The organism is Kocuria palustris, assembly GCF_016907795.1.
Classification (GTDB): Bacteria; Actinomycetota; Actinomycetes; order Actinomycetales; family Micrococcaceae; genus Kocuria; species Kocuria palustris.
In genome coordinates this window covers 1,142,647-1,167,108 of record NZ_JAFBCR010000001.1, presented here as the reverse complement: position 1 = coordinate 1,167,108, position 24,462 = coordinate 1,142,647, and the positions used below count along the sequence as shown (strand labels likewise).

21 protein-coding genes are annotated in these 24,462 nt (G+C 72.9%); 17 read left to right on the top strand and 4 right to left on the bottom strand.

Annotation, left to right across the window (positions count from 1 at the left end):
* Positions 1-93: 93 nt before the first annotated feature.
* Positions 94-2,043 carry an acetate--CoA ligase gene (gene acs, locus JOE55_RS05140; protein ID WP_204782210.1) on the bottom strand — a complete coding sequence of 650 codons (1,950 nt, stop codon included), beginning with the start codon at positions 2,041-2,043 and terminating at the stop codon, positions 94-96.
* 126 nt (positions 2,044-2,169) lie between these two features.
* On the opposite strand from acs, the gene nth reads away from it, so the two are divergent.
* Positions 2,170-3,132, top strand: coding sequence for an endonuclease III (nth, locus tag JOE55_RS05135; protein WP_239546434.1), 963 nt, complete (start codon positions 2,170-2,172; stop codon positions 3,130-3,132).
* Positions 3,129-3,908 (top strand): NUDIX hydrolase, encoded by a 780-nt coding sequence (locus JOE55_RS05130; RefSeq protein ID WP_204782209.1) that lies wholly within the window; start codon positions 3,129-3,131, stop codon positions 3,906-3,908. The genes nth and JOE55_RS05130 overlap by 4 nt, the downstream gene beginning before the upstream one ends.
* Positions 3,909-3,920: 12 nt before the next feature.
* Here JOE55_RS05130 and JOE55_RS05125 read toward each other — a convergent pair whose 3' ends face one another.
* Positions 3,921-5,759 (bottom strand): bifunctional 3'-5' exonuclease/DNA polymerase, encoded by a 1,839-nt coding sequence (locus JOE55_RS05125; RefSeq protein ID WP_204782208.1) that lies wholly within the window; start codon positions 5,757-5,759, stop codon positions 3,921-3,923.
* A 163-nt stretch (positions 5,760-5,922) separates the two neighbouring features.
* Between JOE55_RS05125 and ssd the strand changes: the two genes are divergently transcribed.
* The 7 genes from ssd to JOE55_RS05090 all read left to right on the top strand — a co-directional run bounded on the left by ssd (position 5,923) and on the right by JOE55_RS05090 (position 11,337).
* Complete coding sequence (gene ssd / locus JOE55_RS05120) at positions 5,923-7,368, top strand: septum site-determining protein Ssd (RefSeq protein ID WP_204782207.1); 1,446 nt, start codon at positions 5,923-5,925, stop codon at positions 7,366-7,368.
* Complete coding sequence (locus JOE55_RS05115) at positions 7,365-8,573, top strand: TadA family conjugal transfer-associated ATPase (RefSeq protein ID WP_204782206.1); 1,209 nt, start codon at positions 7,365-7,367, stop codon at positions 8,571-8,573. The genes ssd and JOE55_RS05115 overlap by 4 nt, the downstream gene beginning before the upstream one ends.
* The gene (locus JOE55_RS05110; protein ID WP_204782205.1) at positions 8,570-9,394 is read left to right on the top strand and encodes a type II secretion system F family protein; all 825 of its coding nucleotides are present in this window, start codon (positions 8,570-8,572) and stop codon (positions 9,392-9,394) included. The genes JOE55_RS05115 and JOE55_RS05110 overlap by 4 nt, the downstream gene beginning before the upstream one ends.
* Positions 9,391-10,008 carry a type II secretion system F family protein gene (locus tag JOE55_RS05105; protein ID WP_053447881.1) on the top strand — a complete coding sequence of 206 codons (618 nt, stop codon included), beginning with the start codon at positions 9,391-9,393 and terminating at the stop codon, positions 10,006-10,008. Before JOE55_RS05110 ends, JOE55_RS05105 begins: the two co-directional genes overlap by 4 nt.
* Positions 10,009-10,110: 102 nt before the next feature.
* Complete coding sequence (locus JOE55_RS05100) at positions 10,111-10,371, top strand: DUF4244 domain-containing protein (RefSeq protein WP_024289846.1); 261 nt, start codon at positions 10,111-10,113, stop codon at positions 10,369-10,371.
* A gap of 113 nt (positions 10,372-10,484) precedes the next feature.
* Complete coding sequence (locus tag JOE55_RS05095) at positions 10,485-10,901, top strand: TadE family type IV pilus minor pilin (protein WP_204782204.1); 417 nt, start codon at positions 10,485-10,487, stop codon at positions 10,899-10,901.
* Positions 10,891-11,337, top strand: a complete 447-nt coding sequence (locus tag JOE55_RS05090; RefSeq protein WP_006213781.1) for an Rv3654c family TadE-like protein — start codon at positions 10,891-10,893, stop codon at positions 11,335-11,337. Before JOE55_RS05095 ends, JOE55_RS05090 begins: the two co-directional genes overlap by 11 nt.
* Positions 11,338-11,425: 88 nt before the next feature.
* Here the strand turns inward: JOE55_RS05090 and JOE55_RS05085 are convergent, their stop codons facing one another.
* Positions 11,426-12,139 (bottom strand): PIG-L deacetylase family protein, encoded by a 714-nt coding sequence (locus JOE55_RS05085; protein WP_024289847.1) that lies wholly within the window; start codon positions 12,137-12,139, stop codon positions 11,426-11,428.
* Between the two features lie 102 nt (positions 12,140-12,241).
* Positions 12,242-14,623, bottom strand: a complete 2,382-nt coding sequence (locus tag JOE55_RS05080; RefSeq protein ID WP_204782203.1) for a DEAD/DEAH box helicase — start codon at positions 14,621-14,623, stop codon at positions 12,242-12,244.
* 158 nt (positions 14,624-14,781) lie between these two features.
* Between JOE55_RS05080 and JOE55_RS05075 the strand changes: the two genes are divergently transcribed.
* The 8 genes from JOE55_RS05075 to proC all read left to right on the top strand — a co-directional run bounded on the left by JOE55_RS05075 (position 14,782) and on the right by proC (position 24,410).
* Complete coding sequence (locus JOE55_RS05075; protein WP_024289849.1) at positions 14,782-15,234, top strand: pyridoxamine 5'-phosphate oxidase family protein; 453 nt, start codon at positions 14,782-14,784, stop codon at positions 15,232-15,234.
* A gap of 54 nt (positions 15,235-15,288) precedes the next feature.
* Positions 15,289-16,305: an oxygen-dependent tRNA uridine(34) hydroxylase TrhO gene (gene trhO / locus JOE55_RS05070; protein WP_204782202.1), complete on the top strand. Its 1,017-nt coding sequence runs from the start codon at positions 15,289-15,291 to the stop codon at positions 16,303-16,305.
* The gene (locus tag JOE55_RS05065; RefSeq protein ID WP_204782201.1) at positions 16,302-18,023 is read left to right on the top strand and encodes a DUF7059 domain-containing protein; all 1,722 of its coding nucleotides are present in this window, start codon (positions 16,302-16,304) and stop codon (positions 18,021-18,023) included. The genes trhO and JOE55_RS05065 overlap by 4 nt, the downstream gene beginning before the upstream one ends.
* A gap of 44 nt (positions 18,024-18,067) precedes the next feature.
* A complete protein-coding gene (locus JOE55_RS05060; protein ID WP_231861249.1) occupies positions 18,068-18,508 on the top strand; it encodes a pyridoxamine 5'-phosphate oxidase family protein in 441 nt (146 codons plus the stop codon).
* A gap of 258 nt (positions 18,509-18,766) precedes the next feature.
* Entirely contained in the window at positions 18,767-21,574 is a 2,808-nt protein-coding gene (gene topA, locus JOE55_RS05055) for a type I DNA topoisomerase (protein ID WP_024289852.1), read from the top strand.
* 64 nt (positions 21,575-21,638) lie between these two features.
* Entirely contained in the window at positions 21,639-22,625 is a 987-nt protein-coding gene (locus JOE55_RS05050) for a Ppx/GppA family phosphatase (RefSeq protein WP_204782200.1), read from the top strand.
* A complete protein-coding gene (locus JOE55_RS05045) occupies positions 22,622-23,485 on the top strand; it encodes a sugar phosphate isomerase/epimerase family protein (RefSeq protein WP_137801803.1) in 864 nt (287 codons plus the stop codon). Before JOE55_RS05050 ends, JOE55_RS05045 begins: the two co-directional genes overlap by 4 nt.
* Before the next feature lie 52 nt (positions 23,486-23,537).
* On the top strand, positions 23,538-24,410 hold the full coding sequence (proC, locus tag JOE55_RS05040) for a pyrroline-5-carboxylate reductase (RefSeq protein WP_204782199.1): 873 nt from the start codon (positions 23,538-23,540) through the stop codon (positions 24,408-24,410).
* The last annotated feature ends 52 nt before the right edge of the window (positions 24,411-24,462 follow it).

The window sequence follows — 24,462 nt, the reverse complement described above, 5'->3', positions numbered from 1 at the left end:
CCCGTCGCGCCGTGGATGCGGAAGGAGGGGCCGGGAGGAGCCGCACGGCTCCTCCCGGCCCCTCCTTTCGACGGGCTCAGGCCTGCGCTGGGCTCACTTGCCCAGCGAGTCCACGATCTGGTCCATGACCGTCTGATCGGCCAGGGTCGAGACGTCGCCGACCGGGCGATCCTCGGCGACGTCCTTGAGCAGACGGCGCATGATCTTGCCGGAGCGCGTCTTGGGCAGCTCGGGGACGATCAGCACGCGCTTGGGCTTGGCGATCGGGGAGATCTCCTTGCCCACGTGCGCCCGCAGCTCCTCGGACAGCTCGTCCTTGGGCCGGTTCTCGTCCACGGCGTCGTCGGTGAGGATCGCGAAGGCGACCACGGCCTGCCCGGTCGTCTCATCCGCGGCGCCCACCACGGCGGCCTCGGCCACCGACGTGTGCGACACCAGCGCGGACTCGATCTCCGAGGTCGACAGGCGGTGCCCGGAGACGTTCATGACGTCGTCCACGCGGCCCAGGACCCAGATGTCGCCGTCCTCGTCGAAGCGGGCGCCGTCGCCGGCGAAGTACATGCCCTCGAAGCGCGACCAGTAGGTGTCGATGAAGCGCTGGTCATCGCCCCAGATGGTGCGCATCATGGACGGCCACGGCTCGCGCACCACGAGGAAGCCCTGCTCGCCCTTGCCGACGCTCGCGCCCGACTCATCGACCACGTCCAGGCTGATGCCCGGCAGCGGGGTCTGCGCCGAGCCCGGCTTGGCCACGGTGACGCCCGGCAGCGGCGTCATCATGTGCGCGCCGGTCTCGGTCTGCCACCAGGTGTCCACGATCGGGCAGCGGCCGCCGCCGATGTGCTCGTGGAACCAGGCCCAGGCCTCCGGATTGATGGCCTCGCCCACGGTGCCCAGCAGGCGCAGCGAGGAGAGGTCGTACTCGGCCGGGATGTCCTCGCCCCACTTCATCATGGTGCGGATCGCGGTCGGCGAGGTGTACAGCGTGGTCACGCCGTACTTCTGCACGATCTCCCAGAAGCGGCCGCGGTGCGGCGAGTCCGGGGTGCCCTCGTAGATGACCTGGGTGGCGCCCATGACCAGCGGACCGTAGGCCACGTAGGAGTGCCCCGTGACCCAGCCGACGTCGGCGGTGCACCAGAAGACGTCGGTCTCCGGCTTGAGGTCGAAGGTCGCCTTCATGGAGAACGCGCCCTGGGTCAGGTAGCCCCCGGTCGTGTGCAGCACGCCCTTGGGCTTTCCGGTGGTGCCCGAGGTGTAGAGGATGAACAGCGGGTCCTCCGCGCTCATGGCCTCCGGCTCGTGCTCGGCGGACTGGTCGTCGACCAGGTCGTGCCACCAGTGGTCGCGGCCCTCGGTCCACTCGACGTCCTCGCCGTTGCGCTTGACCACCAGCACGTTCTCGACGGTGGGGGCGCCCTTGGACAGGGCCTCGTCGACGACCGGCTTGATCTTCGAGGGCTTGCCGCGGCGGTAGGAGCCGTCCACGGTGATCACGAGCTTGGCCTCGCCGTCCTCCATGCGCGAGCGCACGGCGTCGGCGGAGAAGCCGCCGAAGACCACCGAGTGGATTGCGCCGATCCGGGCGCAGGCCAGCATGGAGATCACGGCCTCCGGGACCATGGGCATGTAGATGCCCACGCGATCTCCCTTGGCGATGCCCAGCGAGAGCAGCGCGTTGGCGGCCTTGGAGACCTCGTCCTTGAGCTCGGCGTAGGTGTAGGTGCGCTCGTCGCCGGGCTCGCCCTCGAAGAGCAGGGCCGTGCGGTCGCCGTTGCCGGCTTCCACGTGCCGGTCGACGGCGTTGTAGGCGGCGTTGAGGGTGCCGTCGGCGAACCACTTGGCGAACGGCGGGTTCGACCAGTCCAGGGTCTCGGTGAAGTCCTGGGACCAGCTCAGCAGCTCGCGGGCCTGCCGAGCCCAGAACTCCGGCCCCTCTGCGGCTGCACGGTCGTAGACCTCTGCGCCGAAGTTCGCCTGAGCCGCGAACTCCTCTGACGGGGCGAAGGTCGGCTTCTGCTGCTGATCGGTCATCTGCTGCATCTCCAGTCCGGTGTGCGGTGTGTCACTGTCGTCTGCCTCGAGAGTAGTTCACCCTCCGAGCCACCTCCAATGCGGGCGGGCCGCACGCGGCGGAGGGCGTCGTGGGCCCCGCGTAGCATCGGGGCCATGACCCAGCCCGAGCCCACTGCGGACCCAGCCCAGCCCAGCGCGGGGCCGGTCAGCGACCTCAGCGCCGAGCACGGGCAGCACCCGCTGCACCGCCGTCAGGGCGGGCCGGTGCCGGATCATGTGCGGATCGTCGATCCGGCCAAGGCCCGCGCCGGTGCGGCCCGCCGTGCGCGCACGGGCAGGGCGGAGACCCCGCTGGCGCTCAAGCGCCGCGCTCGCCGGATCAACCAGGAGCTCGGACGGGCCTATCCGTATGCGGTGGCCGAGCTGGACTTCGACAGCCCCTGGCAGCTGCTCGTGGCCACTGTGCTCTCCGCGCAGACCACCGACGTCCGCGTCAACGCGACCACCCCGGCGCTGTTCGAGCGCTGGCCGGATCCGCGCGGGCTGGCAGAGGCCGAGCGCACGGAGGTCGAGGAGATGCTGCGGCCCCTGGGCTTCTACCGCTCCAAGGCCCGCTCCGCGCAGGGGCTGGCCCAGGCGATCGAGGACGAGCACGACGGACAGGTGCCGGGCCGGCTCGAGGATCTCGTGAAGCTGCCGGGGGTCGGGCGCAAGACCGCCAACGTGGTGCTCGGCAACGCGTTCGACGTCCCCGGCATCACGGTGGACACGCACTTCGGCCGACTGGCCCGCCGCTTCGGCTGGACCGGTCAGGAGGATCCGGTCAAGGTCGAGCACGAGGTGGGGGCGCTGTTCGAGCCCGAGAACTGGACGGATCTCTCGCACCGGCTCGTCTACCACGGCCGCCGGATCTGCCATGCCAAGCGCCCTGCCTGCGGAGTCTGCCCGGTGGCGGATCTGTGCCCCTCCTACGGGTTGGGCCCGGTCGAGCAGGAGGCCGCCGCGCAGCTGCTGGCCTACGAGTTCAAGCCCGGGCGCGAGGACCTGCTCGCCGGGTACATGGAGGGCCGGACGCGCCGCGAGCTGCGCGCGGCCGGGCACGGGCTGAGCGCATGAGCGCCCGCGAGCAGCTGCTGGGCGCCGTGGCCTCCCTGCGGGAGCAGGGTCCGCTGCGCATCGACGTCCTCAAGCACCGGACCACGCCGCGGGAATCTGCGGTGCTGATCCTCGTGGGCGTGCTCGACGACGTGGCCGCCGAGTCGGACGGGCCCGCCCCCGACGGCCCCGCGGCCGATCTGGACCTGCTGCTGATCCAGCGCGCCGCCACCCTGCGCGCGCATCCCGGCCAGGTGGCCTTCCCCGGAGGGCGGCTGGATCCCGAGGACGGCGACCCCGAGGACCCGGACGACGTCCTGCAGCTGCCCGGCGGGCCGGTCGCAGCCGCCTACGTGCGCGCGGCGCTGCGCGAGGCGCAGGAGGAGACGGGGCTGGATCCGTCCGGGATCGAGATCCTGGGCGCACTGCCCAAGGCGCCGGTGCCGGTCTCCGGGCACGACGTCACCCCGGTCGTCGGCTGGTGGACGCGGCCCTCGGCCGTGGACGTGGTGGATCACGCGGAGTCATCGCTCGTCTTCCGGGTTCCGGTGCTGGATCTGGTGGATCCTGACCGCCGCCACACCGCCGAGGTCACGCGCGAGGGGGCGAACCGGCCCACGCTGCGCCACCGCTCGCCGGCCTTCCGCGTGCCCCGGCAGATCACTGACCCGGTGGGCGGCGCGGACGAGGTGGTCGTGTGGGGCTTCACCGGGATCCTGCTGGACCGGGTGCTCGAGGCAGCCGGCTGGGCTCGCCCCTGGCCGAAAGACGACGGCCGTCCCGCGCCGCTGGGCTGAGCGGGACCGTCGTCACTTGGCCTGGTCGTAGCTCTCCACGACCGCCACGGTCACCGGGAACTCGACCGGCACCCGGCCGAAGACGATCCCGGTGGCCTGCTCGGCGCACTCGCGCACCAGATCGGCCACCTCCTCGGCGTGCTCGGCGGAGGAGTCCACCATGATCTCGTCGTGCAGGAAGAAGACCAGGGCGGCGTCCAGGCCGCGGCGATGCAGCTGCGCGCGCACGCAGCCCATCCAGGCCATGGCCCATTCGGCCGCTGAGCCCTGGACCACGAAGTTGCGCGTGAACCGCCCCTGCGACCTGCGCAGCTGGGCTGCGCGGCGCTCGTCCTCGGCGCTGGCCGTGCGGGCCACGGCCTCCTGCCAGCGCTGATCGGGCTGCGGCGACCAGCGCCCGAGCCAGGTGCAGACCTGGGAGCCGTCCTCGCCCACGCGGGCGGCGTGCTCCACGAAGGCCACGGCCTGCGGGAACAGCCGGGCAAGCTGGGGCATGAGCCTGCCGGACTCGCCGCTCGTGGCTCCGTACATGGCGCCGAGCAGAGCGACCTTGGCGTGATCGCGCTGGGTGAGTCCCGTCCCGGAGTCCCGGCCGCGCTCGGCGATCGAGAGGTAGAGGTCGCGACCGCGAGAGGCATCGGCCAGGGCGTCGTCGCGGGCGAGCACGGCCAGGACGCGGGGCTCGAGCTGGGCGGCGTCGGCGACCACCAGTCGACGATCCGGGCCCGGCCGCACGGCCGAGCGGATCACCTTGGGGATCTGCAGGGCCCCGCCGCCGCGTGCGGCCCAGCGCCCGGTGACCACGCCGCCCACCACGTACTCGGCGCGGAAGCGGTCATCGCGCACCCAGGATTCGAGCCACTGCCAGCCGCTGGCCGTGAGCAGCCGGGAGAGCTTCTTGTACTCCAGCACGGGGGCGACCAGCTGCTCGCGGCGAAAGCGCTCCCCGGGTGAGGAGACCGGTGCGGCCTGGACCCAGCCGGTGAGCTCCCACTGGCTCGTGGAGCTGACGTTGAGCCCCGCACCGCGCAGCGCCCGCAGCAGGGACTGGGGGGAATCCGGGTTCAGCTCGGCGGCGCCCAGCACCCGGCGGACCCGCTGGACGGCCTCCTCCATGCGGGCCGGACGATGTCCGAGCGCGGGCTGCGGGCCCAGCGCCTCGACGAGCAGGCGGCGATGGACCTCTGCGTCCCAGGGGATCCCGATCCGGTGCATGTCCGCGGCCAGCAGCGCCCCGGCGGATTCGAGCCCGCAGAGCAGACGCAGCTTCCCGGGGGAGCGGGAGCCCTCGATCGCGGCCAGCTGGGCGCGCAGCTCCTCGATGGCTGCAGAGAGCCGCTCGGCGCCCCCCGCGTCCGAGTCCGGGGCAGCCATGCCTTCCGGGGCATCGTCGAAGAGGCCCATCTGGCCCTCGCCGGGACCGTTCCACACGGAGCGCGGCGGGGGCTCGGGGGCGATCCCCGGGTGCTCGTGGGCCGCCAGAGGCTCGAGCACCGGCGAGTAGTCCACCCGTGCGGCCGGTGCGCTCGCCGCGTTGGAGAGGATCGCCGAGACCAGTCGGAGGTCGTGCAGGTGCGGCAGCGGCACGGCCGGATCCGCGGCCAGCAGCCCGGGCAGGATCAGCGGCGAGCGCTCGAGGACCCAGCGCGGGCTGCGGCCGGTCTCCGTCCGGCACCGGGCGTCCTGGTCGTGGATGAAGGCGGCGAGCCCCGTGGAGTCCAGCTGCTGCGGGGCGCTGAGGGGCCGGGTGAGGTCGTCGAGGACCTGCGCCCAGTGGACGGCCGAGGTTCTCGCGCCTGCGAGCCCTGTGGTCGCGGCGCGCGGATCCGGGGCGGTCACGACGATCAGCACTTCGGCATTCTCGCCGTCGGCACCGACAGCACAGGCGCCCCTGACCCCCGCCCGTGCGCGAGAGCCTCCACAGGCCATGCATCGGCGGCAGCGCCCCGCCAGGGCGTGCTCGGATCCGCGACTGCCGTCCCGAGGGGGCCGCCGGCGGCGCATCGTTCGGGGCATGACAGCACAGCACCTGCCCCAGGAGCCGCGGATCGAGCGGCGGCGACGCCCCTCCGGGCGGCGCGCCGCCGCCCTCGACCTGACGGCGCGAGCGGACCGCGAGGCCGAGCGGCAGACGGATCTCGACGCGGTCGTCGCGGACCGGGAGCTCGAGCGAGCGGGCTCGCTGCCCGGGCTGCCTCAGGCCGCGGGTGATCCGGTGATCAGTGCGAGCGCTGCGGTGCCGCCTCCGGCATCCGCGCTGCGTGCGACGGCCGAGACGACGGCTGCGGACCCCCGCGCGGTCGCTGCGCCCGGGGCGGAGAGGGCTCCTTCGGGCCTCGTGCTCGAGGGGCCCGGTCGGCGCGTGGTGCTGATCAGCGCGGACGCCGGCCTGGTCCAGGAGATGACCGCGGTCTGCGCTGCCGCCGAGGCGCGCCTGAGCCGCGCTCGCGGGCTCGAGCCCGGACAGCTGGAGGAGGCGGCGGCGGAATCGACCGAGCTGATCCTGCTGGATGCCCGCAGCCTCCGCGCCGCCGAGGTGAGCTCAGGGACGCTGCCGGCTCCGGCGGTGCTGCTGGGGACGGCCGAGGACGAGGACCTGTGGGAGCTGGCCTCCCGCGTGGGCGAGTGCACCGTGGCCGTGCTGCCGGCGGCCGAGCCGTGGCTGGCCGACCGGCTGGCGGATGTGCACGCGGACGCGGCACGCATGAGCGCAGGGGTGCTGGGCGTCATGGGCGCTGCGGGAGGAGCGGGCGCCTCGACCCTGTCCTGCTGGCTGGCGGCCTCGGCAGCTCAGGAGCACGACGTCGTGCTGGTGGACGGCGACCCCGACAGCTGCGGCATCGATCTGCTGCTGGGCACCGAGCTGCTCGGCGGGCTGCGCTGGCCGGATCTGGTGGGATCCCACGGGGCGCTGAGCTCGCAGCGGCTGTGGGAGGTGCTGCCGGACATCGAGGGCCTGGAGTCGCTCCGGTGGCTGTCCTGGGATCGTCGCGAGCCCGTGCAGGCGCCGGTGCCCGAGGTGCTGCGCACGCTGCGCCGTGCGTGCGACGTGGTCGTGCTCGACCTCGGCCGAGGCACCGAACGATCGTTCCGGATGGCCGGTCAGTGCGATGCCGTGCTGGTGGTCGTGCCGCGCACCCTCCGGGGGATGATCTGCGCCCTCCGTGTCGGACAGGGCCTCGGCGGGATCCCCGTCGAGTACGTCCTGGCCGGACCGGCCATCTCCGATGTCTCCGCCGACGGCGCTGCCGAGCACCTGGGCGTCCGTCCACTGGGGGCGCTGCCCTTCGATGCGCGGGTCGCGGAGGCCTGCGAGGTCCGCGATCTGCTGCCCCGCGGGCGCAGGCGACGCCACGCCGAGACGGCGGCTGCCCTGTGGGAGCAGCTCGATGAGCTGCACGGCCTGCTGGCCGAGGACGTCGCCTCCGCGGCCGGCACTGGATTGGGGCGGCGGGCATGAGCGCCCAGACGACGACGCCGTCGAGCCTCCGCGGCACGAGCGGCGCAGACCTGGACCCGCAGCTGCTGCACGAGGTCCGCGAGGCGCTGCTCAGCGACGGCGGCAGCGTGGACGACGAGCGGATCGCCCGTGCCGTGCGCGAGTCCGGCCATGCCCTCAGCGCCGCAGGGACCCTGCACGCCGTGCGCAGGATCCGCGCCGAGCTGACCGGGCTGGGCGCCCTGCAGGCCATGCTGCCCGCCGAGGGGCTCACCGACGTGTGGATCAACGGCCACCGCGAGGTCTGGTGGGAGGCCGGTGCCGGGCCCGTGCGGGTCAAGTCCCCCTTCCGCAGCGAGGAGGAGGTGCGCGCACTGGCCGTGCGCCTGATCGCCTCGGCCGGGCGGCGTCTGGACGACGCCCACCCCTGCGCCGACGTCCAGACCGACGACGGCATCCGCGTCCATGCAGTGCTGCCACCGATCTCCACGGGAGGCACGCTGCTGTCCGTGCGCTTCCGGCACCGCGCCGTGCTCAGCGTGAACGACCTGGTGGCCTCCGGGACCCTGCTCCCCGAGATCCTGGAGCTGCTGCTGGCCGCCACAGCCGGCGGGGCGAACCTGCTGGTCACCGGCTCGACCGGATCCGGCAAGACCACGGTGCTCAACGCGCTGCTGTCGGCCTGCCCCGTCGGCGAGCGGATCGTGCTGATCGAGGATGCCGCCGAGCTGCGCCCCGAGCACCCGCACGTGATCGGCCTGCAGTCCCGGCATGCGAACGTCGAGGGCGCCGGTGCGGTGGATCTGGTCGAGCTGGTGCGGCAGTCGCTGCGCATGCGCCCGGACCGGATCGTGATCGGGGAGTGCCGCGGGGCCGAGGTCCGGGAGCTGCTCACCGCGCTGAACACGGGGCACAGCGGGGCGGGGACCGTCCACGCGAACTCCGCCGATGCCGTGCCGGCTCGCCTGGCAGCGCTCGGAGCCCTCGGAGGGATGTCCCCGGAGGCGGTGGCCCTGCAGGCCGGCTCGGCCCTGGACCTGGTGATCCACCTGGACCGCGAGGGCGGTCGGCGGATCCTGCGCACCGTCTCGCTTCTGCAGGAGCACCAGGGGGCGCTGCGCATGGTCCCGGCCTTCGAGCAGACGCCGCAGGGTCCATCCTTCGGCCCAGGCTGGTCGGAGTTCGCGGCGCTGGCCGCGCGCAGTCCCGGGCAGGCCGGCTCATGAGCGCGTTCGCGGCCATCTGCGCCCTGCTCCTCGGGGCCGCGGTGCTGCTGTGGCTCCCGCGGCAGCTGCCGGCGCACCTCGGTGTCCTCGGGAGCGCCGCAGCTGCTGAACCGGTGCCGGCGGGGGCCACCGGGATCGAGTCCCTGCTTCGGCGGCTGCGCCGACGCGATGCCGCCGCTGAGGCCGGCGAGTGGGTCGATTGGATCCGGCAGCTGGCCGCTCTGGTCAGGGCGGGGCAGACCCCGTCGGCGGTCTTCTCCGTCAGCGCGCAGACCGCCGCCCAGGCGGTAGCGCCCAGCCGGTCGATCCGTGCTCAGGAGCGGATCAGCCGCAGCGTCGCCGCAGCCGCCTCCCTCGGACGCGGTCCGGGCGAGACGCTGCGGGCCCAGGCGGCCGCTGCGGGCCGAGGCCGCAGCCGGCTCGAGCGCACACGGGTCTCCGTGCTGCGGGATCTGGCCCGGTGCTGGGAGGTCTCCGAGCGCACCGGAGCGCCCCTGGCCTCGCTGCTGGAGGGCGTGGCCGAAGCCGCGGAGGCCGACCTGGATGCCGATGCCGCCCGCGAGACCGCCCTGGCGGGGGTCAAGGCCACCGTGCGGATCCTGTCCTGGCTGCCGGTGCTCGCCCTGGGGCTCGGGATGCTGATCGGCGCCGACCCGGTGCGCACGCTGCTGACCACACCCTGGGGCATCACCGCCGGCGTGCTCGGTGCGGTCCTGACGATCGTCGGGCGGGTGTGGACCCGCCGGATGGTCCACCAGGCAGAGGCCGCCTCCGGGCACCGGGCAGCGCCTGCTGCGGCACAGGGGAGGCGGCGGCCATGACCGATCCGCAGACCCTGCGCGGCGCGGCGCTGATCGCGTTCCTGGTCCTGGGAGCGCTGATCGTCTCGGGGATCGCGCCGCTGCCCGGCAGGAGCCGTCCCTCAAGCGGGTTGCCCGGAGCCTCGAGGGCCGCTGCGGCGGCCGAGGCGGAGGCGCCCGTCGGGACCGAGGCTGCCGCAGGCGTCTCCGCCGGGGTCCTGATCGAGCTCGTCGCCTCGATGCTCGAGTCGGGCGTCCCGGTCTCCAGGGCCCTGGAGGTGCTGGCCGGCACGGACTCCGGAGCCGTCGGGCAGGCGCTTCGCTGCGTGGCCACCGCACTCGGGCTGGGGCTGTCGTGGCAGCAGGCCTGGTCGGCAGCCGGGGAGGTTCCGCCCCAGGTCCAGGACCTGCGCTCGGCGCTGACCTTCGCGGCCGTCTCCGGGGCGCCGTCGGCCTCGGCCCTGCGGGCGGCCTCCGCTCAGGTCCGGCGCTCGGAGCACCGCCGGGCGGAGGCGGCGGCCGAGCGGCTGTCCGTGCACCTCATGGTCCCGCTGGGGCTGTGCTCCCTGCCGGCCTTCGTGTGCTGGGGCATCGTCCCGGTGCTCATCGGGCTCGTGCCCGACCTGCTCGGATGAGCGACGCCGTCGCAGCCGCGGCGGCCCATGAGCCCCGGTCGGACGACCGTCCGCCCGGTCCAGGAGCCCCTTCCCGGGGCCCGAATGAGAGAGAGGGACATCATGTCCGTCATCACCCGCACCACCGCCCCCGCCTCGCTCGAGCCGTCGGAGGAGATCGTCACCGCCCTGCAGCCGTCCGGGACCGTCGAGCCCGGTCGAGAGCTCAGCGCACAGGATCCGGACCTCGGCGCCTCCACGGTGGAGTACGCCATCATCCTCTTGGCCGCCGCCGCCTTCGGAGGCGTCATGGCGGCGGTCCTCGCCTCCGATGCCGTCTCCGACCTGCTGCTCAAGATCGTCGAGAAGGCGCTCGCCATCTGATCGCCGGGAGGATCCGCGCTCTCCGCGCGCGGATCCTCCCGGCCCTGGCCCGGTCGGCCCGGTGCCGCGCGCACCGGGCCGACCGACGACGACCGGAACGAGAGGACATCGCCATGAACAGCATCCGCGCAGCGCTCGCCCGCCGCACACGGCCACGGCACCGCCACAGCAGCAGCGCCCGGGACGAGGGCGCCGTGACCGTCGAGACCGCCATCGTCCTGCCCTCGATCGTCCTGCTGCTGGCCGTGCTCCTTGCCTGCGGCGGCGCGGCCATGCTGCAGGTGCGCGCCGAGGAGGCGGCGGGAGCCGCCGCCCGCGTGATGGCCCGCGGGGAATCCGCCGCCGACGCCCAGCGGGAGGCCGAGGCCATCGCCGGCGACGACGCCGTGGTCTCCGTGCAGCGCGACGACGACCGGGCCACCGCAGCCGTGCGGCTTCCCGCTCCCGGGGTCCTGGGGCGCTGGGAGTCGCTCGAGGTATCGGCCGAGGCCACGACGTTCAGCGAGGAGGTGATCGTCGATGTGGGCTGAGGGCGGCGGGCTCGACCCCGGGATCCTGGGCGACGATCCCGACGGATCCGCGTGGGATCGGCGGCATCATCCCGACCTCGGTGCGGGGACGGTCTTCGGACTGATCCTCGCCCTGGTCGCCGTCTTCCTGATCATCGCGGCGCTGGGAGTGGGGCAGGCCGCGATCCTGACCCATCGCGCCGGCAACGCCGCCGACCTCTCGGCGCTGGCCGCCGCCGACACCGCCCGCGGTCTGCGGATCGGGCAGCCCTGCGAGGTCGCCGCCGAGCTGGCCGAGCTCAACGGCGCGGAGGTTCTCGACTGCGCGGTCGTGGGTCCCGAGGCCACCACGGTCGACGTGGAGGTGGGCATCGACCTGCCGCCGTCGCTGTCGGTCTTCGGTCAGGCCCATGGCCGAAGCCGCGCAGGGGCGCCGGAGGACAGCCCCTTCTCATGAGGCGAGCGGGGCGTCCCTGCGCGGGGCAGCCGCCGGGTGTCCTGACAGCTCCGCCTGCAGCTGCCGGCGGTCGTCGCCGTGAGGGCCCTCAGCGCAGCCGGAAGGCTCGGAAGGCCTCGGCGGCCTCCACGCCGAGCTCGCGGCCGGCCTCCGCGGTGACTCCGGTGATCAGCTCGCGCGGGGCGGGGTGGCCCGGCAGATCCGCCAGGTACTCGCGGTGCTGCTCGAGCGAGGCGATCCCGCGCTCCAGGGGCTCGCCGCTGACGTCCACCGCGTGGGTGGGCTCGTCGGAGCCGGAGACCAGCAGCCACGTGGCGCCCCACGGCTCGAGGCCCTCCTGCTCGGCGAGCTCGCGGAAGACCCACCGGTTGTCGGCATCGCGCACGGCATCAGCGGCGGCGAGTCCGGCCACGCGGTGATCTGCCATGGACAGCCCCCACGGCACCACGTCAGCCCAGGTCATGGTCACCACCGCATCCGGGCGCACGCGGCGGATGTGCCGGGCGATGTCCCGGCGCAGCTCGAGCGAGGGCTCCAGGTGGCCGTCGGGGTGATCGAGGATCGTCAGGTCCGTGACGCCCACCTCCGCGCAGGCGCGGGCCTGCTCCTGGGCGCGCAGCGGGCCGGTCTCGGCGGGATCGCGCTGCATCCCGGCCTCGCCACTGGTCAGCAGCAGGTAGGAGACCTCCACACCGCGGGCGACCCAGCTGGCCACGGCGGCAGAGACCCCGTACTCGAGGTCATCGGGATGGGCCACCACGCACAGCACGCGGCGGAGGTCCTCATCGGGCAGCAGCTCCATGGCGCATCCGCTCCTCTTCCAGAATCGATTCGGGCCCCCAGTCTGGCACCGGCAGCGGGGCCAGGTCTCGCGCTCGCAGGGATCGCGGGGCGCAGCGCCGGATCAGTCCTGCGGATCGGCCACCGGCGCGGCCTTGAGCAGGGCGTCGAGCAGCCGCACCGCCGCCTGCTTGTCCAGCGGCTGATTCCGGTTGCCGCACTTGGGCGACTGGACGCACGACGGGCACCCGGCCTCGCACCCGCAAGCCGTGATGGCGTCCCGGGTGGCCTGCAGCCACCGCCGGGCGACGTCGTAGCCGCGCTCGGCGAATCCCGCGCCGCCGGGGTGGCCGTCGTGCACGAAGATCGTGGGCAGCTCGGTGTCGGCGTGCAGCGCGGTGGACAGCCCGCCGACGTCCCACCGGTCGCAGGTGGCCAGCAGCGGCAGGAGCCCGATCATCGCGTGTTCGGCGGCGTGCAGCGCTCCCGGCAGATCCGGCTCCTCGATGCCGGCGGCCGCCAGCTCCGATCCCGGCGCGGTGAACCAGACCCCGCGTGTGCGCAGGTCGGTGGGAGGCAGGTCGAGCGGCTCCTCGCCGAGCACCTCGTTGCCGGGCACGGCCTTGCGCTGAAAGGACACGACCTGCGAGGTCACCTGCACCTGCCCGAAGCGCACGGTCACCGGGCCCCACTGCTGGCTGCGCTCCTCCTCGATCACGGACACGGTGGTGACCTCGCGAGCCGAGGTCCAGAAGTCGGGCTGGGCGCGGGTCACCGAGACCAGGTGATGCTCCAGATCCAGGCCATCGACCAGGTACGACCTGCCCTGGTGGACGTACACGGCCCCGGGATGGGTCTGCTGATGGGCCTGGGACGTGCCGATCGAGCCGAGCAGCTGGCCGGTGTCCGTCTCGATGATCTGCAGGGGCCCGCCGCCGTCGCCGCGGATCGAGACCATGCCCGCCGGGTCCTCTGCATGGGTCCAGAACCAGCCGGTGGGACGACGACGCAGGCGCCCGGCCTGTTCGAGAGCCGCCACGATCACGGGGGCGCCGGGGCCGAAGAGCTCGAGCTCCTGGGGCCGCAGCGGCGTCTCGGCGGCGGCGGCGCACAGGTGCGGAGCCAGCACGTAGGGGTTGCCGGGGTCGAAGACCGTGGCCTCGAGGGGATCGTCGAACAGCGCCTCGTGATGGTTGACCAGATAGGTGTCCAGAGGGTCCTCGCGGGCGATGAACGCCGCCAGCGCGTCCTGCCCGGCGCGGCCGGCGCGGCCGATCTGCTGGAAGAACGAGCTGCGCGTGCCGGGCCATCCGGCCACCAGCACGGCGTCGAGCCCGGCGATGTCGATGCCGAGCTCGAGCGCGGACGTCGAGGACAGCCCGAGCAGCCGTCCGTCGCGCAGCTGCTGCTCGATCTCGCGGCGCTCCTCGGGGAGGTAGCCGGAGCGGTAGGCGGCCACGCGGTGGGCCAGGCCGGGCTCGACCTCCTCGAGCTGGCGGTGGGCGATCTGCGCGATCGTCTCCGAGCCGCGGCGCGAGCCCACGAATGCCAGGGTGCGGACTTGGCGCAGCACCAGGTCGGTGAGCATCTCGGCGGCCTCGACCACGGCGCTGCGCCGCACGGGTGCGCCGTTCTCGCCCTCGGCCCCGGACTGCTCGGGCTCCCACAGCACGACCGTGACCGGTCCATGGGGTGAAGTGTCCTCGCGGATCGCGGTGACCTCCTCGCTCGGAGCCCCGATCAGCCGGGCGAACGAGTCCTGCGGTCGCGCCGAGGTGGCCGAGGCGCCGATGAACACGGGAGCGGCGCCGTAGAGCGCGGCGACCCGCTGAAGCCGGCGCAGCACCACGGCCACGTGGGAGCCGAACACGCCGCGGTAGACGTGGGCCTCGTCGACGATCACCCAGCGCAGCCGGCGCAGGAATCGCGACCACTGCTGGTGGTTGGGCAGCACGCCTGCATGGAGCATGTCCGGATTGCACAGCACGGCATCGGCGTGATCGCGGATCCAGCGCCGCTCGGAGACGGGGGTGTCGCCGTCGTAGGTTCTCGCGCGCACGTCCAGGCCGGCGCCGTCGGGCCCGCCGCCGCGGCGGATGAGCCCCTCGAGAGCGCTGAGCTGATCGGCGGCCAGGGCCTTGGTGGGGGAGAGGTAGAGCGCGGTGGCCTCGTCGGGGTGCTGGAGCCTGCCCGGTGCCCTGCGCGCGGCCAGCCGCCCGCGGTGCAGATCGGAGAGCACGGGCGCCTGATAGGCCAGCGATTTGCCGGAGGCCGTTCCGGTGGCCACGATGACGTGGCTCTCGCCGGCCGCGCGGATGGCCCGGGCCTGATGGGCGTAGGGCTTGTCGATGCCCATGGCGCCGTAGGCCGCCACCACATCGGGGTGGATCGTCTCCGGCCACGCAGCGGTCTCGGCCTCGCGTCCCGGCAGCTCGCGGACATGGCGCACCTGCTCGGGGTCGGCGCCGCGACCGAGCAGCGGGAGCAGGGGATGGGGCTCGTGCATCCGCGCATTGTCCCACCGCGGCAGGCCGGCGTCAGCGCACCGGTCCGGTGCGCGCACGCCGCGCGCTCGTGGGGACGACGACGGGCTCAGCGGGACCCGCGGCAGAAACCCCGGGCAAGTCCTCGCCGCAGCCGGGGACCGAGGACCACCATGGGGACATGGACAAGGACATCCTCCACCCCGACCCCCTGCCCGAGCAGGATGAGCAGCCGGCACAGGCCCCGGCCGAGCCGCTGAGCGAGCAGCAGTGCTGGCAGCTGCTGGGTCAGAGCCGCTTCGGCCGTCTGGGCACCCGCGACGGCGATGAGATCGAGATCACCCCGGTGAACTTCATCGCTGATGAGGGCAAGCTCTACTTCCGCTCGGCCCGCGGCTCCAAGCTGCTGCGCCTGAGCCTGTACTCGCAGGTCGCCTTCGAGGTCGATCATGTGACCGGCGGACGGGCATGGTCCGTGATCGTGCGCGGACATGCCCGCACCCTCACCGATCCCCAGGAGCTCGAGCGCTTCGAGCGCCTCGGGCTGCGCCCATGGCTGGACACGGAGAAGCTCGAGGTCGTGGAGATCGCGCCGTACAAGGTCACGGGCCGGCGCTTCAGCCTGCAGGGCTGAGCCGCCCGTCGCCCGTCGGCGGCCACCGGTCGGCTGCCCGGCTAGCCTGGTGCGGTGACTGTCGAACGCATCCTGCTCCACTACCGGATCGTCGCCCTGCCGGATCCGCAGGCGATCGCGCTGTGGCAGGAGGCCCTGTGCGAGCGATGGGGCCTGCGCGGGCGCATCATCGTCTCCCCGCAGGGTCTCAACGGCACGGTCGGCGGGGAGGTCGGCGCTCTCAAGCAGTACGCCAAGGCCACCCGGCGCCATCCCGGCTTCCGCGACCTCGAGCTCAAGTGGTCGGACGGCTCGGCCGCGGACTTCCCGCGGCTGTCGGTGAAGGTGCGCCGAGAGCTCGTGGGCTTCGGCGCCCCCGACGAGGTCGCCGTGGACGAGCAGGGCGTGGTCGACGGCGGCGTGCGCGTGAGCCCGCAGCAGCTCGATGACATGGCCGCTCAGCGCGAGGACCTGGTGCTCTTCGACGGCCGGAACGCCTGGGAGGCCCGGATCGGGCGCTTCCAGGGAGCCGTGGTCCCGGACGCGGAGACCAGTCGCGACTTCGCCGCCGAGCTCGACTCCGGGGCCTACGACCACCTGAAGGACCGTCCCGTGGTCACCTACTGCACCGGCGGGATCCGCTGCGAGTTCCTCTCGGCCATGATGCGCCGCCGCGGCTTCCGCGAGGTCTACCAGCTCGACGGCGGCATCGTGCGCTACGGCGAGGCCCGCGGCGATGCCGGGCTGTGGCAGGGCTCCCTGGCCGTGTTCGACGACCGCGGGGCCCTCGAGTTCTCCGAGGACGCCGCCGTGATCGGGCAGTGCGACCTCTGCGGCGCCGACGCCCGGCGCTTCGAGAACTGCGCCCGATCCCGCTGCCACCGTCGCCTGCTGATGTGCGAGGACCACCGGGCCGCTCACCGCGACGGCCCGGGCCTGCGCTGCCCCGATGGCTGCCGGGATGCCCGCACCGGCGCCCCTCTGCCGCCCGAGGCCGACTCCGGGCAGAGCTCCTCCACACCGGCTGCGGCCCCCGAGACCGGGGACGCCCGCCCGACCGATCCGTCGACCAGCACCCAGGAGGGCGCATGAGCACGGGAGCGCACGAGACCGCCCGCACCCCCGACTTCGCGGATGTCCCGGAGGCGCCCCGCTCGGATGACCCCGCGCTGCTGGCCCGCCTGGGGCTGGCTCTCGAGGACGCTGGCTTCCGCGCCGAGCGGATCGCCGAGCTGCTGGGGACGGAGGCCGCAGATGCCCTGGCCCGCGATCAGGCGGTCCCCGCGCTTCGAGTCCTCCGCCGCCTCGAGGCCGCGGCGGAGACGGCGCCGTCGGCCGATCGTCGTCTGGCCGTGCTCGTCGAGCTGCTGCTGCTGGCACGCCCCGTCGGCTCCGGTGATCTCGAGGCGGCCCTGCCGGGCATCCGCGTTCAGGACCTCGAGCACCTCCGGCTGGTGGAGGCCGCGCACGGGCAGGTCCGCAGCCTGGTGGACCTGGATGTCCACCAGGCGGACGACGGCTTCCACCTGTGGATCGCCTCCGACCACAGCGCGTTCCAGCGCCCGGGCGCGCCGCTGCGCCGTGACCATGTGCTGGGCGTCGGAGGCGCCTCGCAGACCCTCGTGCAGATCACGGACCCGCGCCCGGCGGCCGTCGCGCTCGATCTGGGCACCGGCTGCGGCGTGCAGAGCTTCCACCTGCTGCGCCGGGTCGATCGCGTGGTCGCCACCGACCTGTCCGAGCGCGCCCTGGCCTTCGCCCGGTTCAACCTGGTGCTCAACGCCCAGGCCCTGCGCCTGGACCCCTGGGACCTCGAACGGCGCATCGAGCTGCGGCAGGGCTCGCTGCTCGAGCCTGTCGCGGGCGAGTCCTTCGACCTGGTCGTGTCCAACCCGCCGTTCGTGATCACCCCGCGCACGCCCGGCGAGGACGCGTCCTCCCGCTACACCTACCGCGACGGCGGCAGGGAGGGCGACGCCCTCGTGGCCGAGCTGCTCGGCGATCTGGGATCCGTGCTCGCCCCGGGTGGCAGCGCGCACCTGCTGGGCAACTGGGAGATCCGGGCCGAGGACGTCGAGCGCGGCGGAGGCAGCTTGGAGCGCGCCTGGTCGCGGCGTGTGGAGGGCTGGATCCCTGCGCAGCTGGACGCCTGGGTCATCCAGCGCGAGATCGAGTCCCCGCAGGCCTACGCCGAGACCTGGCTGCGCGATGCCTCCGAGCACCTCGAGCAGCAGCGGTGGGAGAAGGCCTACGCGGCGTACCTGGACGACTTCGAGGCCCGCGGGGTCGCCGGCGTCGGCTTCGGGTGGGTGCGCTTGGATCGCCCCGCAGCCGGGCGCACGAGCCCCGTCCGCCGCAGGCTCGAGCACATCGGCCACCCGGCTCAGCAGCCGGTCGGCGGCGTGCTTGCAGAGGCCGTGCGGAGGGAGCTCGAGCTGGAGCGCCTGGGCCCGGCCTGGGAGGAGCTGCACCTGGAGGTGCCCGAGCACGTCACCGAGGAGCGCCACGGGCGCCCGGGAGCCGAGGACCCGGCCGTCATCCTCGTCCGGCAGGGCGCCGGCCTGCAGCGCACGGCGGTCCTGACCTCGGCAGCCGCCGGACTGATGGGCGCCTGCGACGGCGAGCTCAGCGTCAGGCAGATCGTCGAGGCCCTGGGCATGCTGCTGGGGTGGGAGGCTCCCGCCGGGCAGCGTTCGCAGGAGGCGCTGGATCTGCTGGCGCAGACCCGCAGCCTGCTGGTCGACGGCTTCCTGGAGCCGGCTGCCGAGGATGCCGCCGCCGAGGACCGCGCCGGGGCCGGCAGGGCCTGATCTGCGCCTACCGCCTCGGCTTCCGAGGTGGGAGGATGGCAGGCATGACTGCAGAGAACCCGTACCGCGACCTGACCCGTGACGAGATGTGGCAGCTGCTCGACGACGAGCCCTTCGGACGCCTGGCCGTGCAGGCCGGCGGCTTCGTCGACATCTTTCCCGTCAACTTCGTGGTCCACGGCAAGAAGCTGTGGTTCCGCACGGCTCCGGGCTCAAAGCTCGCCGCTCTGACCGTCAACGACCAGGTCGCCTTCGAGGCCGATCACCGGGACGAGGACAGGCTGCGCGTCTCCTCGGTCGTGTTGCAGGGCCGGGCTCGCCGCGTGGACGACGCGCAGGAGCGCGAGCTCGCCGAGTCGCTGGGACTGCGCACCTGGGTGCGCAGCTTCAAGCCGGTCTTCGTGGTGATCGAGCCCGATCAGATCCACGGCCGCTCCTTCCCTGTCGGACCCGCGGACGACTCCGAGGACGACGACCAGGACTGACGCCGCAGCGCCTCTGCTCCACCTGCACGGCCCGAGGGGATCCCCCTCGGGCCGTTGTCGTCTGCTGAGGGAGCGGCCGGATCCGCGGACGGCGCCGGCCCGGAGGGTCGGGCGCGACCCCGTGTGTCGGGGGCTGTCCGGCGGCGGCTATATGGTGGGGGCGATCGGACGGGCGAGCGCTCGTCCACCGCAGCCTCCCGGCTCCCGCGCTTCCGGCGCGGAGGATGGCCGGGGTGTCCCCATCCCCTAGGAGCGACCGTGGCCCAGAAGAACCCGGGATCAGGCAGGAGCCTGCTCATCGTCGAGTCCCCCTCGAAGGTGAAGACCATCGCGGGGTACCTGGGCGACGCCTATGAGGTCGATTCCTCCATGGGCCACATCCGGGATCTGGCCCAGCCCTCGGACCTGCCCGCCGAGATGAAGAAGGGTCCCTACGGCAAGTTCGCCGTGGACGTCGAGTCCGGATTCGACCCGTACTACCTGGTCAGCACGGACAAGAAGAAGAAGGTCGCCGAGCTCAAGCGCAAGCTCAAGGACAGCGACGCCCTCTACCTCGCCACGGATGGCGATCGCGAGGGCGAGGCCATCGCGTGGCACCTGCTCGAGGTGCTCAAGCCCAAGGTCCCGGTCTACCGCGTGACCTTCCCCGAGATCACCCGCGAGGCGATCGAGCGCGGCTTCGGCGAGCTGCGGGAGCTGGACAAGGACCTGGTCGACGCCCAGGAGACCCGCCGCGTCCTGGACCGCCTCTACGGCTACGAGATCTCCCCAGTGCTGTGGCGCAAGGTCTCCTCCGGGCTCTCGGCCGGGCGCGTGCAGTCCGTGGCCACCCGCATGGTGGTGCAGCGCGAGCGCGAGCGCATGGCGTTCGTGACCGCCGATCACTGGGACCTGACCGGCGAGTTCGCCCCGGTCTCCGGGCCCGACGCCGGCAGCGCCTTCCAGGCGCGGCTGTCCAGCGTGGACGGGCGCAAGGTCGCCACTGGCCGCGACTTCGACGACCGCGGGCAGCTGCGCAAGCCGGAGGCCGTCGCGCACCTGGACGAGCAGCAGGCACGCTCGCTGGCCGAGGGCCTGTCCGAGGCCGCCTTCACGGTCGCGCAGCAGGAGACCAAGCCCTACCTCTCGCGCCCCAAGGCCCCGTTCACGACCTCCACGCTGCAGCAGGACGCCGCGCGCAAGCTGCACTTCTCGTCGCGCTCGACCATGCAGGTGGCTCAGCGCCTGTACGAGAACGGCTACATCACCTACATGCGAACCGACTCGGTCGCGCTGTCGCAGCAGGCCGTGAGCGCTGCTCGCAAGCAGGCTCGGGAGCTGTGGGGCGGGGACTTCGTGCCGGATGCCCCGCGCAGCTACGCGAACAAGTCCAAGAACGCGCAGGAGGCCCACGAGGCCATCCGCCCCGCCGGCGACTCCTTCCGCACCCCGGATCAGGTCCGCGGCTCGCTGTCGGCGGACGAGTTCAAGCTCTACGAGCTGATCTGGCAGCGCACCGTCGCCTCGCAGATGGCCGATGCCAAGGGCTTCACCGCGACCCTGCGCCTGGCCGCGACCAGCACCGACGGCCGCAAGGCGGAGTTCAGCGCCTCCGGCACCGTGATCACGTTCAACGGCTACCTCTCGGCCTACCGCGAGGCCCCGGACACCACCGAGGGCAAGGACGGTGAGGCGAAGGGCCGCAAGGACCGCCGCCTGCCGCAGATGGAGGAGGGCGACGCCCTCACCTCCCAGGAGATCGCCGCCGAGGGCCACAGCACCAAGCCCCCGGCCCGCTACACGGAGGCCTCGCTCGTGGCGGCCATGGACGAGCTCGGCATCGGGCGTCCGTCGACCTACGCCGCCGTCATCTCCACGATCACCGACCGCGGCTACGTCAAGGTCCGCGGCACCTCCCTGATCCCGTCGTGGACCGCGTTCTCCGTGGTGCGGCTGCTCGAGGAGCACTTCAGCGACTACGTCGACTACGACTTCACGGCCGAGATGGAGGAGGGTCTGGACCGCATCGCCCGCGGGGAGGAGGACCGCACGCAGTGGCTGCAGCGGTTCTACTTCGGCCGCGAGGACGAGCCCGACGACGGCCTCAAGGCCATCGTCGACGACCTCGGCGAGATCGATGCCCGGGCGCTGAACACGCTGAAGGTCACGGACACGATCGACCTGCGCGTGGGCAAGTACGGCCCGTACCTGGAGTCCGGCGGCGGGGTCGATCCGGAGACCGGCGAGGTCACGGACCCCGTGCGCGCCAACGTCCCGGACACCCTGGCCCCCGATGAGCTCACCGCCGAGAAGGCCGAGGAGCTCATGGAGATCGGGCGCGCCGATGGCCGCGAGCTCGGGCAGGATCCGCAGACCGGGCGCACCATCGTGGTCAAGGACGGCCGCTACGGCCCGTACGTCTCGGAGGTGATCCCCGAGCCCACGCAGGAGGAGCTCGATGCGATCCCCACGGAGTACTACAAGAACGGCAAGCCCAAGCCCAAGAAGATCGACAAACCCAAGCCGCGCACGGCCTCGCTGCTGTCCTCCATGGACATCCAGGAGGTGGACCTCGACGACGCCCTGAAGGTGCTCTCGCTGCCGCGGGAGGTCGGCGCCGACAAGGACGGCGAGATGATCACCGCCCAGAACGGGCGCTACGGGCCGTACCTCAAGAAGGGCTCGGACTCCCGGTCGCTGTCCAGCGAGGAGCAGATCTTCGAGATCACCCTCGAGGAGGCACAGCGGATCTACGCCCTGCCGAAGCAGCGCGGGCGCGGTGCCGCCAAGCCGCCGCTGAAGGACCTGGGCACGGATCCGATCACGGACAAGCCCATGATCATCAAGGACGGGCGCTTCGGCGAGTACATCACCGACGGCGAGACCAACGTGACCATCCCGCGCTCGGAGTCCGTGGAGCAGATGACGGCCGAGCGGGCCTCCCAGCTGCTCTCGGAGAAGCGCGCCAAGGGCCCGGCCGCCAAGAAGACCACCCGATCGTCGTCGGGCTCCCGGGCCAAGAAGCCGTCCGGGGCCTCCACGACCAAGCGCGCGGGCACCCGGAAGAAGACCTCCGCGTCTTCGTGAGCCCGCGGCGGGGCCCGCGGCGGTTCCCGCTCGGTCGACCGATCGATCACCTGAAGGAGCCAGCATGCGCCTGGGAGTCCTGGACGTCGGGTCCAACACCGTCCATCTGCTGCTGCTCGACGTCTACCCGGGCTCCCGGCCCGAGGCCTTCGCCGATCACAAGGTCAGCCTGCGCCTGGTCCAGTACCTGGACGAGGCCGGATGCATCTCGGACGAGGGCCGCGATGCGCTGACCGCGTTCGTGATCGAGGCCCGGGACGTCGCCGCCGAGCACGAGGCGGAGGATCTGCTGGCGTTCGCGACCTCGGCGATCCGGGAGGCCGGCAACGGCGCCGATGTGCTCGATCACGTGCAGTCGCGCTCCGGGGTCACCCTGACCGAGATCTCCGGGGATCAGGAGGCCGCGGTCACGTTCTCCGCGGTGCGCCGCTGGTCCGGGTGGGGCTCGGGCACGATCCTGGATCTGGACATCGGCGGCGGGTCCTTCGAGATGGCCATCGGCCACGACGGGCTTCCGGCGGCGGCGGTGTCCACGCCCCTGGGCGCCGGGCGCCTCACGCGCAGCTTCCTCACGCAGCACCCGGTGCGGCCCAGCGAGGTCAAGGCCCTGCGCAAGCACGTGCGGCGCACCCTGGAGCCGGCCGTGGAGACGATCCTGGCGCAGGGCGCCCCGGATCTCGTGGTCGGCACGTCCAAGACCTTCCGCTCCCTGGCCCGCATCTGCGGCGCCGCTCCCTCCGGGGCGGGCCAGTTCGTGCGGCGGACCATGCACCTGCAGGACCTGCGGCTGTGGACCCGGCGCATGGAGGCCATGACCGTCCAGGAGCGCTCGGACCTGCCCGGGGTCTCCGTGAACCGCGCCGAGCAGATGCTGGCCGGAGGCATCGCGGCAGAGACGGCCATGGACATGCTCGGGGTCCAGAGCCTGGACATCTGCCCGTGGGCCCTGCGCGAGGGCCTCATCCTGCGGCGCATGGACCGGCTCGGCGCCGATCCCGAGACCGTCCTGAACCCGCCCCACGGCCTGATCGGACGAGAGGCCCACGCATGAGCACCCATGTCGCCATGTCCTCGAGCTGCCTGTTCCTGGGCTCCATGCCCGAGGTCTTCCGCACCGCCAGCGAGCTGGGCTACGACTCGGTGGAGGTGCTGGTCACACATCAGCGCACCACGCAGCTGACCCACGAGCTGCTCGATGCGGTGCAGACCTACCAGATCCCCATCTCGGCCATCCACGCGCCCACCCTGTTCTTCACCCAGCAGGTCTGGGGCAGGCCGTGGACCAAGATCCAGCTCGCCGCCAAGATGGTCGAGGAGGTCGGTGCCGAGGTGGTCGTGGCGCACCCGCCGTTCGCCTGGCAGCACAAGTACGCCGAGAGCTTCGTGGAGGGCATCCGCGCCGTCGGCGACATGACCGGCGTGAAGATCGCCGTGGAGAACATGTATCCCTGGCGCGTGGGCGGCCGGGAGCTGCAGATGTACCGCCCGCACTGGGACCCGCGCCGCTTCGACTACGAGTGGGTGACCTGGGACTTCTCCCACGCCTCGATCGCCAAGGTCGACTCGCTCGTTGCCGTCCGCGAGCTGCTGCCGCGGCTGGGCCACGTGCACCTCACCGACGGCAACGACGGCGGCACCTCGGACGAGCACCTGGTGCCCGGGCACGGCGAGCAGCCGGTGGCCGAGACCCTGCAGCTGCTGGGCGCCAGCTCCTGGGAGGGCGTCATCGGCGTGGAGATCAACACCCGCGGCGCCGACGACGACGAGGCCCGCGATGCCATGCTCGCCGAGTCCCTCGACTTCGCTCGCACCCACATGGCCCTCGGGGCCGCGCAGTCGGCGGAGGGTGCCGGGGCAGGGCCCGCAGAGCCGACCGAGGGCCCTGAGGGGCGGGGCTCGCACAGCGTCTGAGGCGCCTCCTAGGGTGGATGCCAGAAGCATCCGAGACACGAGAGGACCTCTCATGACCGAGACCGCATCCGCATCGACCGAGCGCTCGAGCGCCGAGCCCGTGATCGCCTTCCTGGGCAGCGGCTCCATGAACGGCGCCATCCTGCGCGGCGTCCTGGCCTCGGGAGTGCCTGCCCGGCGCGTTCGCGCCACCACGCGCTCGCAGGAGTCCCGCGATCGGCTCTCCCAGGAGACCGGCGTGCAGGTCCTGTCCTCGGAGGCGGACGCCGAGGCCAACCGCCGGGCCGTCGAGGGCGCGGACATCGTGATGCTGGGCGTGAAGCCCTACGCGATCCTCGAGCTGTGCGATGACATCCGCCCGGCCCTGGCCCCGTCCACCGTCGTCGTGTCCGTGGCTGCCGGGGTGAACATGGCTGCCATGGCCGGGCATCTGCCCGAGGGGCAGCCGATCGTGCGCAGCATGCCCAACACCCCGTCCTCGGTGGGGCACGGCGCGCTGTCCCTGACGGCGGGCGATCACGTCACCGAGGATCAGGCAGCTGCGGTGGACGAGGTGCTCTCCGCCGTGGGCGTGGTCGTGCAGGTCCCGGAGGAGCAGATCAGCGCCGTCACCGGTGTGTCCGGCTCCGGCCCGGCCTACGTCTTCCTGCTGGCCGAGATGATGCAGAAGGCCGGCGAGCGCCTGGGCCTCGATGCGCAGACCGCCCGGACCCTGGCCAAGCAGACCGTCTCGGGCGCAGGACGCCTGCTCGAGGCGCCGGACGCCGATCCCGAGGCCCTGCGCAAGGCCGTGACCAGCCCGAACGGCACGACCGAGCGGGCGATCGAGACGTTCCTGGACAGCGGCATCGAGGACCTCGTGGCCCGCGCGGTCCAGGCCTCGGCCGCACGCGGCGACGAGATGGAGCAGGAGTACGCGGACTGAGTCCTGCCCGGAGCCGGTGGATCGGCCTGTGCCCGGCAGATGCCGGGCACAG

What these genes read in the sequence shown, in the direction of transcription:
- JOE55_RS05110 (WP_204782205.1), top strand. Translation starts at nt 8,570, where the DNA reads ATGAGCGCGTTCGCGGCCATCTGCGCCCTGCTCCTCGGGGCCGCGGTG.
- JOE55_RS05065 (WP_204782201.1), top strand. Translation starts at nt 16,302, where the DNA reads ATGAGCACGGGAGCGCACGAGACCGCCCGCACCCCCGACTTCGCGGAT.
- JOE55_RS05060 (WP_231861249.1), top strand. Translation starts at nt 18,068, where the DNA reads ATGACTGCAGAGAACCCGTACCGCGACCTGACCCGTGACGAGATGTGG.
- JOE55_RS05050 (WP_204782200.1), top strand. Translation starts at nt 21,639, where the DNA reads ATGCGCCTGGGAGTCCTGGACGTCGGGTCCAACACCGTCCATCTGCTG.
- JOE55_RS05095 (WP_204782204.1), top strand. Translation starts at nt 10,485, where the DNA reads ATGAACAGCATCCGCGCAGCGCTCGCCCGCCGCACACGGCCACGGCAC.
- ssd (WP_204782207.1), top strand. Translation starts at nt 5,923, where the DNA reads ATGACAGCACAGCACCTGCCCCAGGAGCCGCGGATCGAGCGGCGGCGA.
- JOE55_RS05105 (WP_053447881.1), top strand. Translation starts at nt 9,391, where the DNA reads ATGACCGATCCGCAGACCCTGCGCGGCGCGGCGCTGATCGCGTTCCTG.
- proC (WP_204782199.1), top strand. Translation starts at nt 23,538, where the DNA reads ATGACCGAGACCGCATCCGCATCGACCGAGCGCTCGAGCGCCGAGCCC.
- JOE55_RS05115 (WP_204782206.1), top strand. Translation starts at nt 7,365, where the DNA reads ATGAGCGCCCAGACGACGACGCCGTCGAGCCTCCGCGGCACGAGCGGC.
- JOE55_RS05130 (WP_204782209.1), top strand. Translation starts at nt 3,129, where the DNA reads ATGAGCGCCCGCGAGCAGCTGCTGGGCGCCGTGGCCTCCCTGCGGGAG.
- nth (WP_239546434.1), top strand. Translation starts at nt 2,170, where the DNA reads ATGACCCAGCCCGAGCCCACTGCGGACCCAGCCCAGCCCAGCGCGGGG.
- JOE55_RS05075 (WP_024289849.1), top strand. Translation starts at nt 14,782, where the DNA reads ATGGACAAGGACATCCTCCACCCCGACCCCCTGCCCGAGCAGGATGAG.
- JOE55_RS05085 (WP_024289847.1), bottom strand. Translation starts at nt 12,139, where the DNA reads ATGGAGCTGCTGCCCGATGAGGACCTCCGCCGCGTGCTGTGCGTGGTG.
- JOE55_RS05045 (WP_137801803.1), top strand. Translation starts at nt 22,622, where the DNA reads ATGAGCACCCATGTCGCCATGTCCTCGAGCTGCCTGTTCCTGGGCTCC.
- JOE55_RS05100 (WP_024289846.1), top strand. Translation starts at nt 10,111, where the DNA reads ATGTCCGTCATCACCCGCACCACCGCCCCCGCCTCGCTCGAGCCGTCG.
- acs (WP_204782210.1), bottom strand. Translation starts at nt 2,043, where the DNA reads ATGCAGCAGATGACCGATCAGCAGCAGAAGCCGACCTTCGCCCCGTCA.
- JOE55_RS05080 (WP_204782203.1), bottom strand. Translation starts at nt 14,623, where the DNA reads ATGCACGAGCCCCATCCCCTGCTCCCGCTGCTCGGTCGCGGCGCCGAC.
- JOE55_RS05090 (WP_006213781.1), top strand. Translation starts at nt 10,891, where the DNA reads ATGTGGGCTGAGGGCGGCGGGCTCGACCCCGGGATCCTGGGCGACGAT.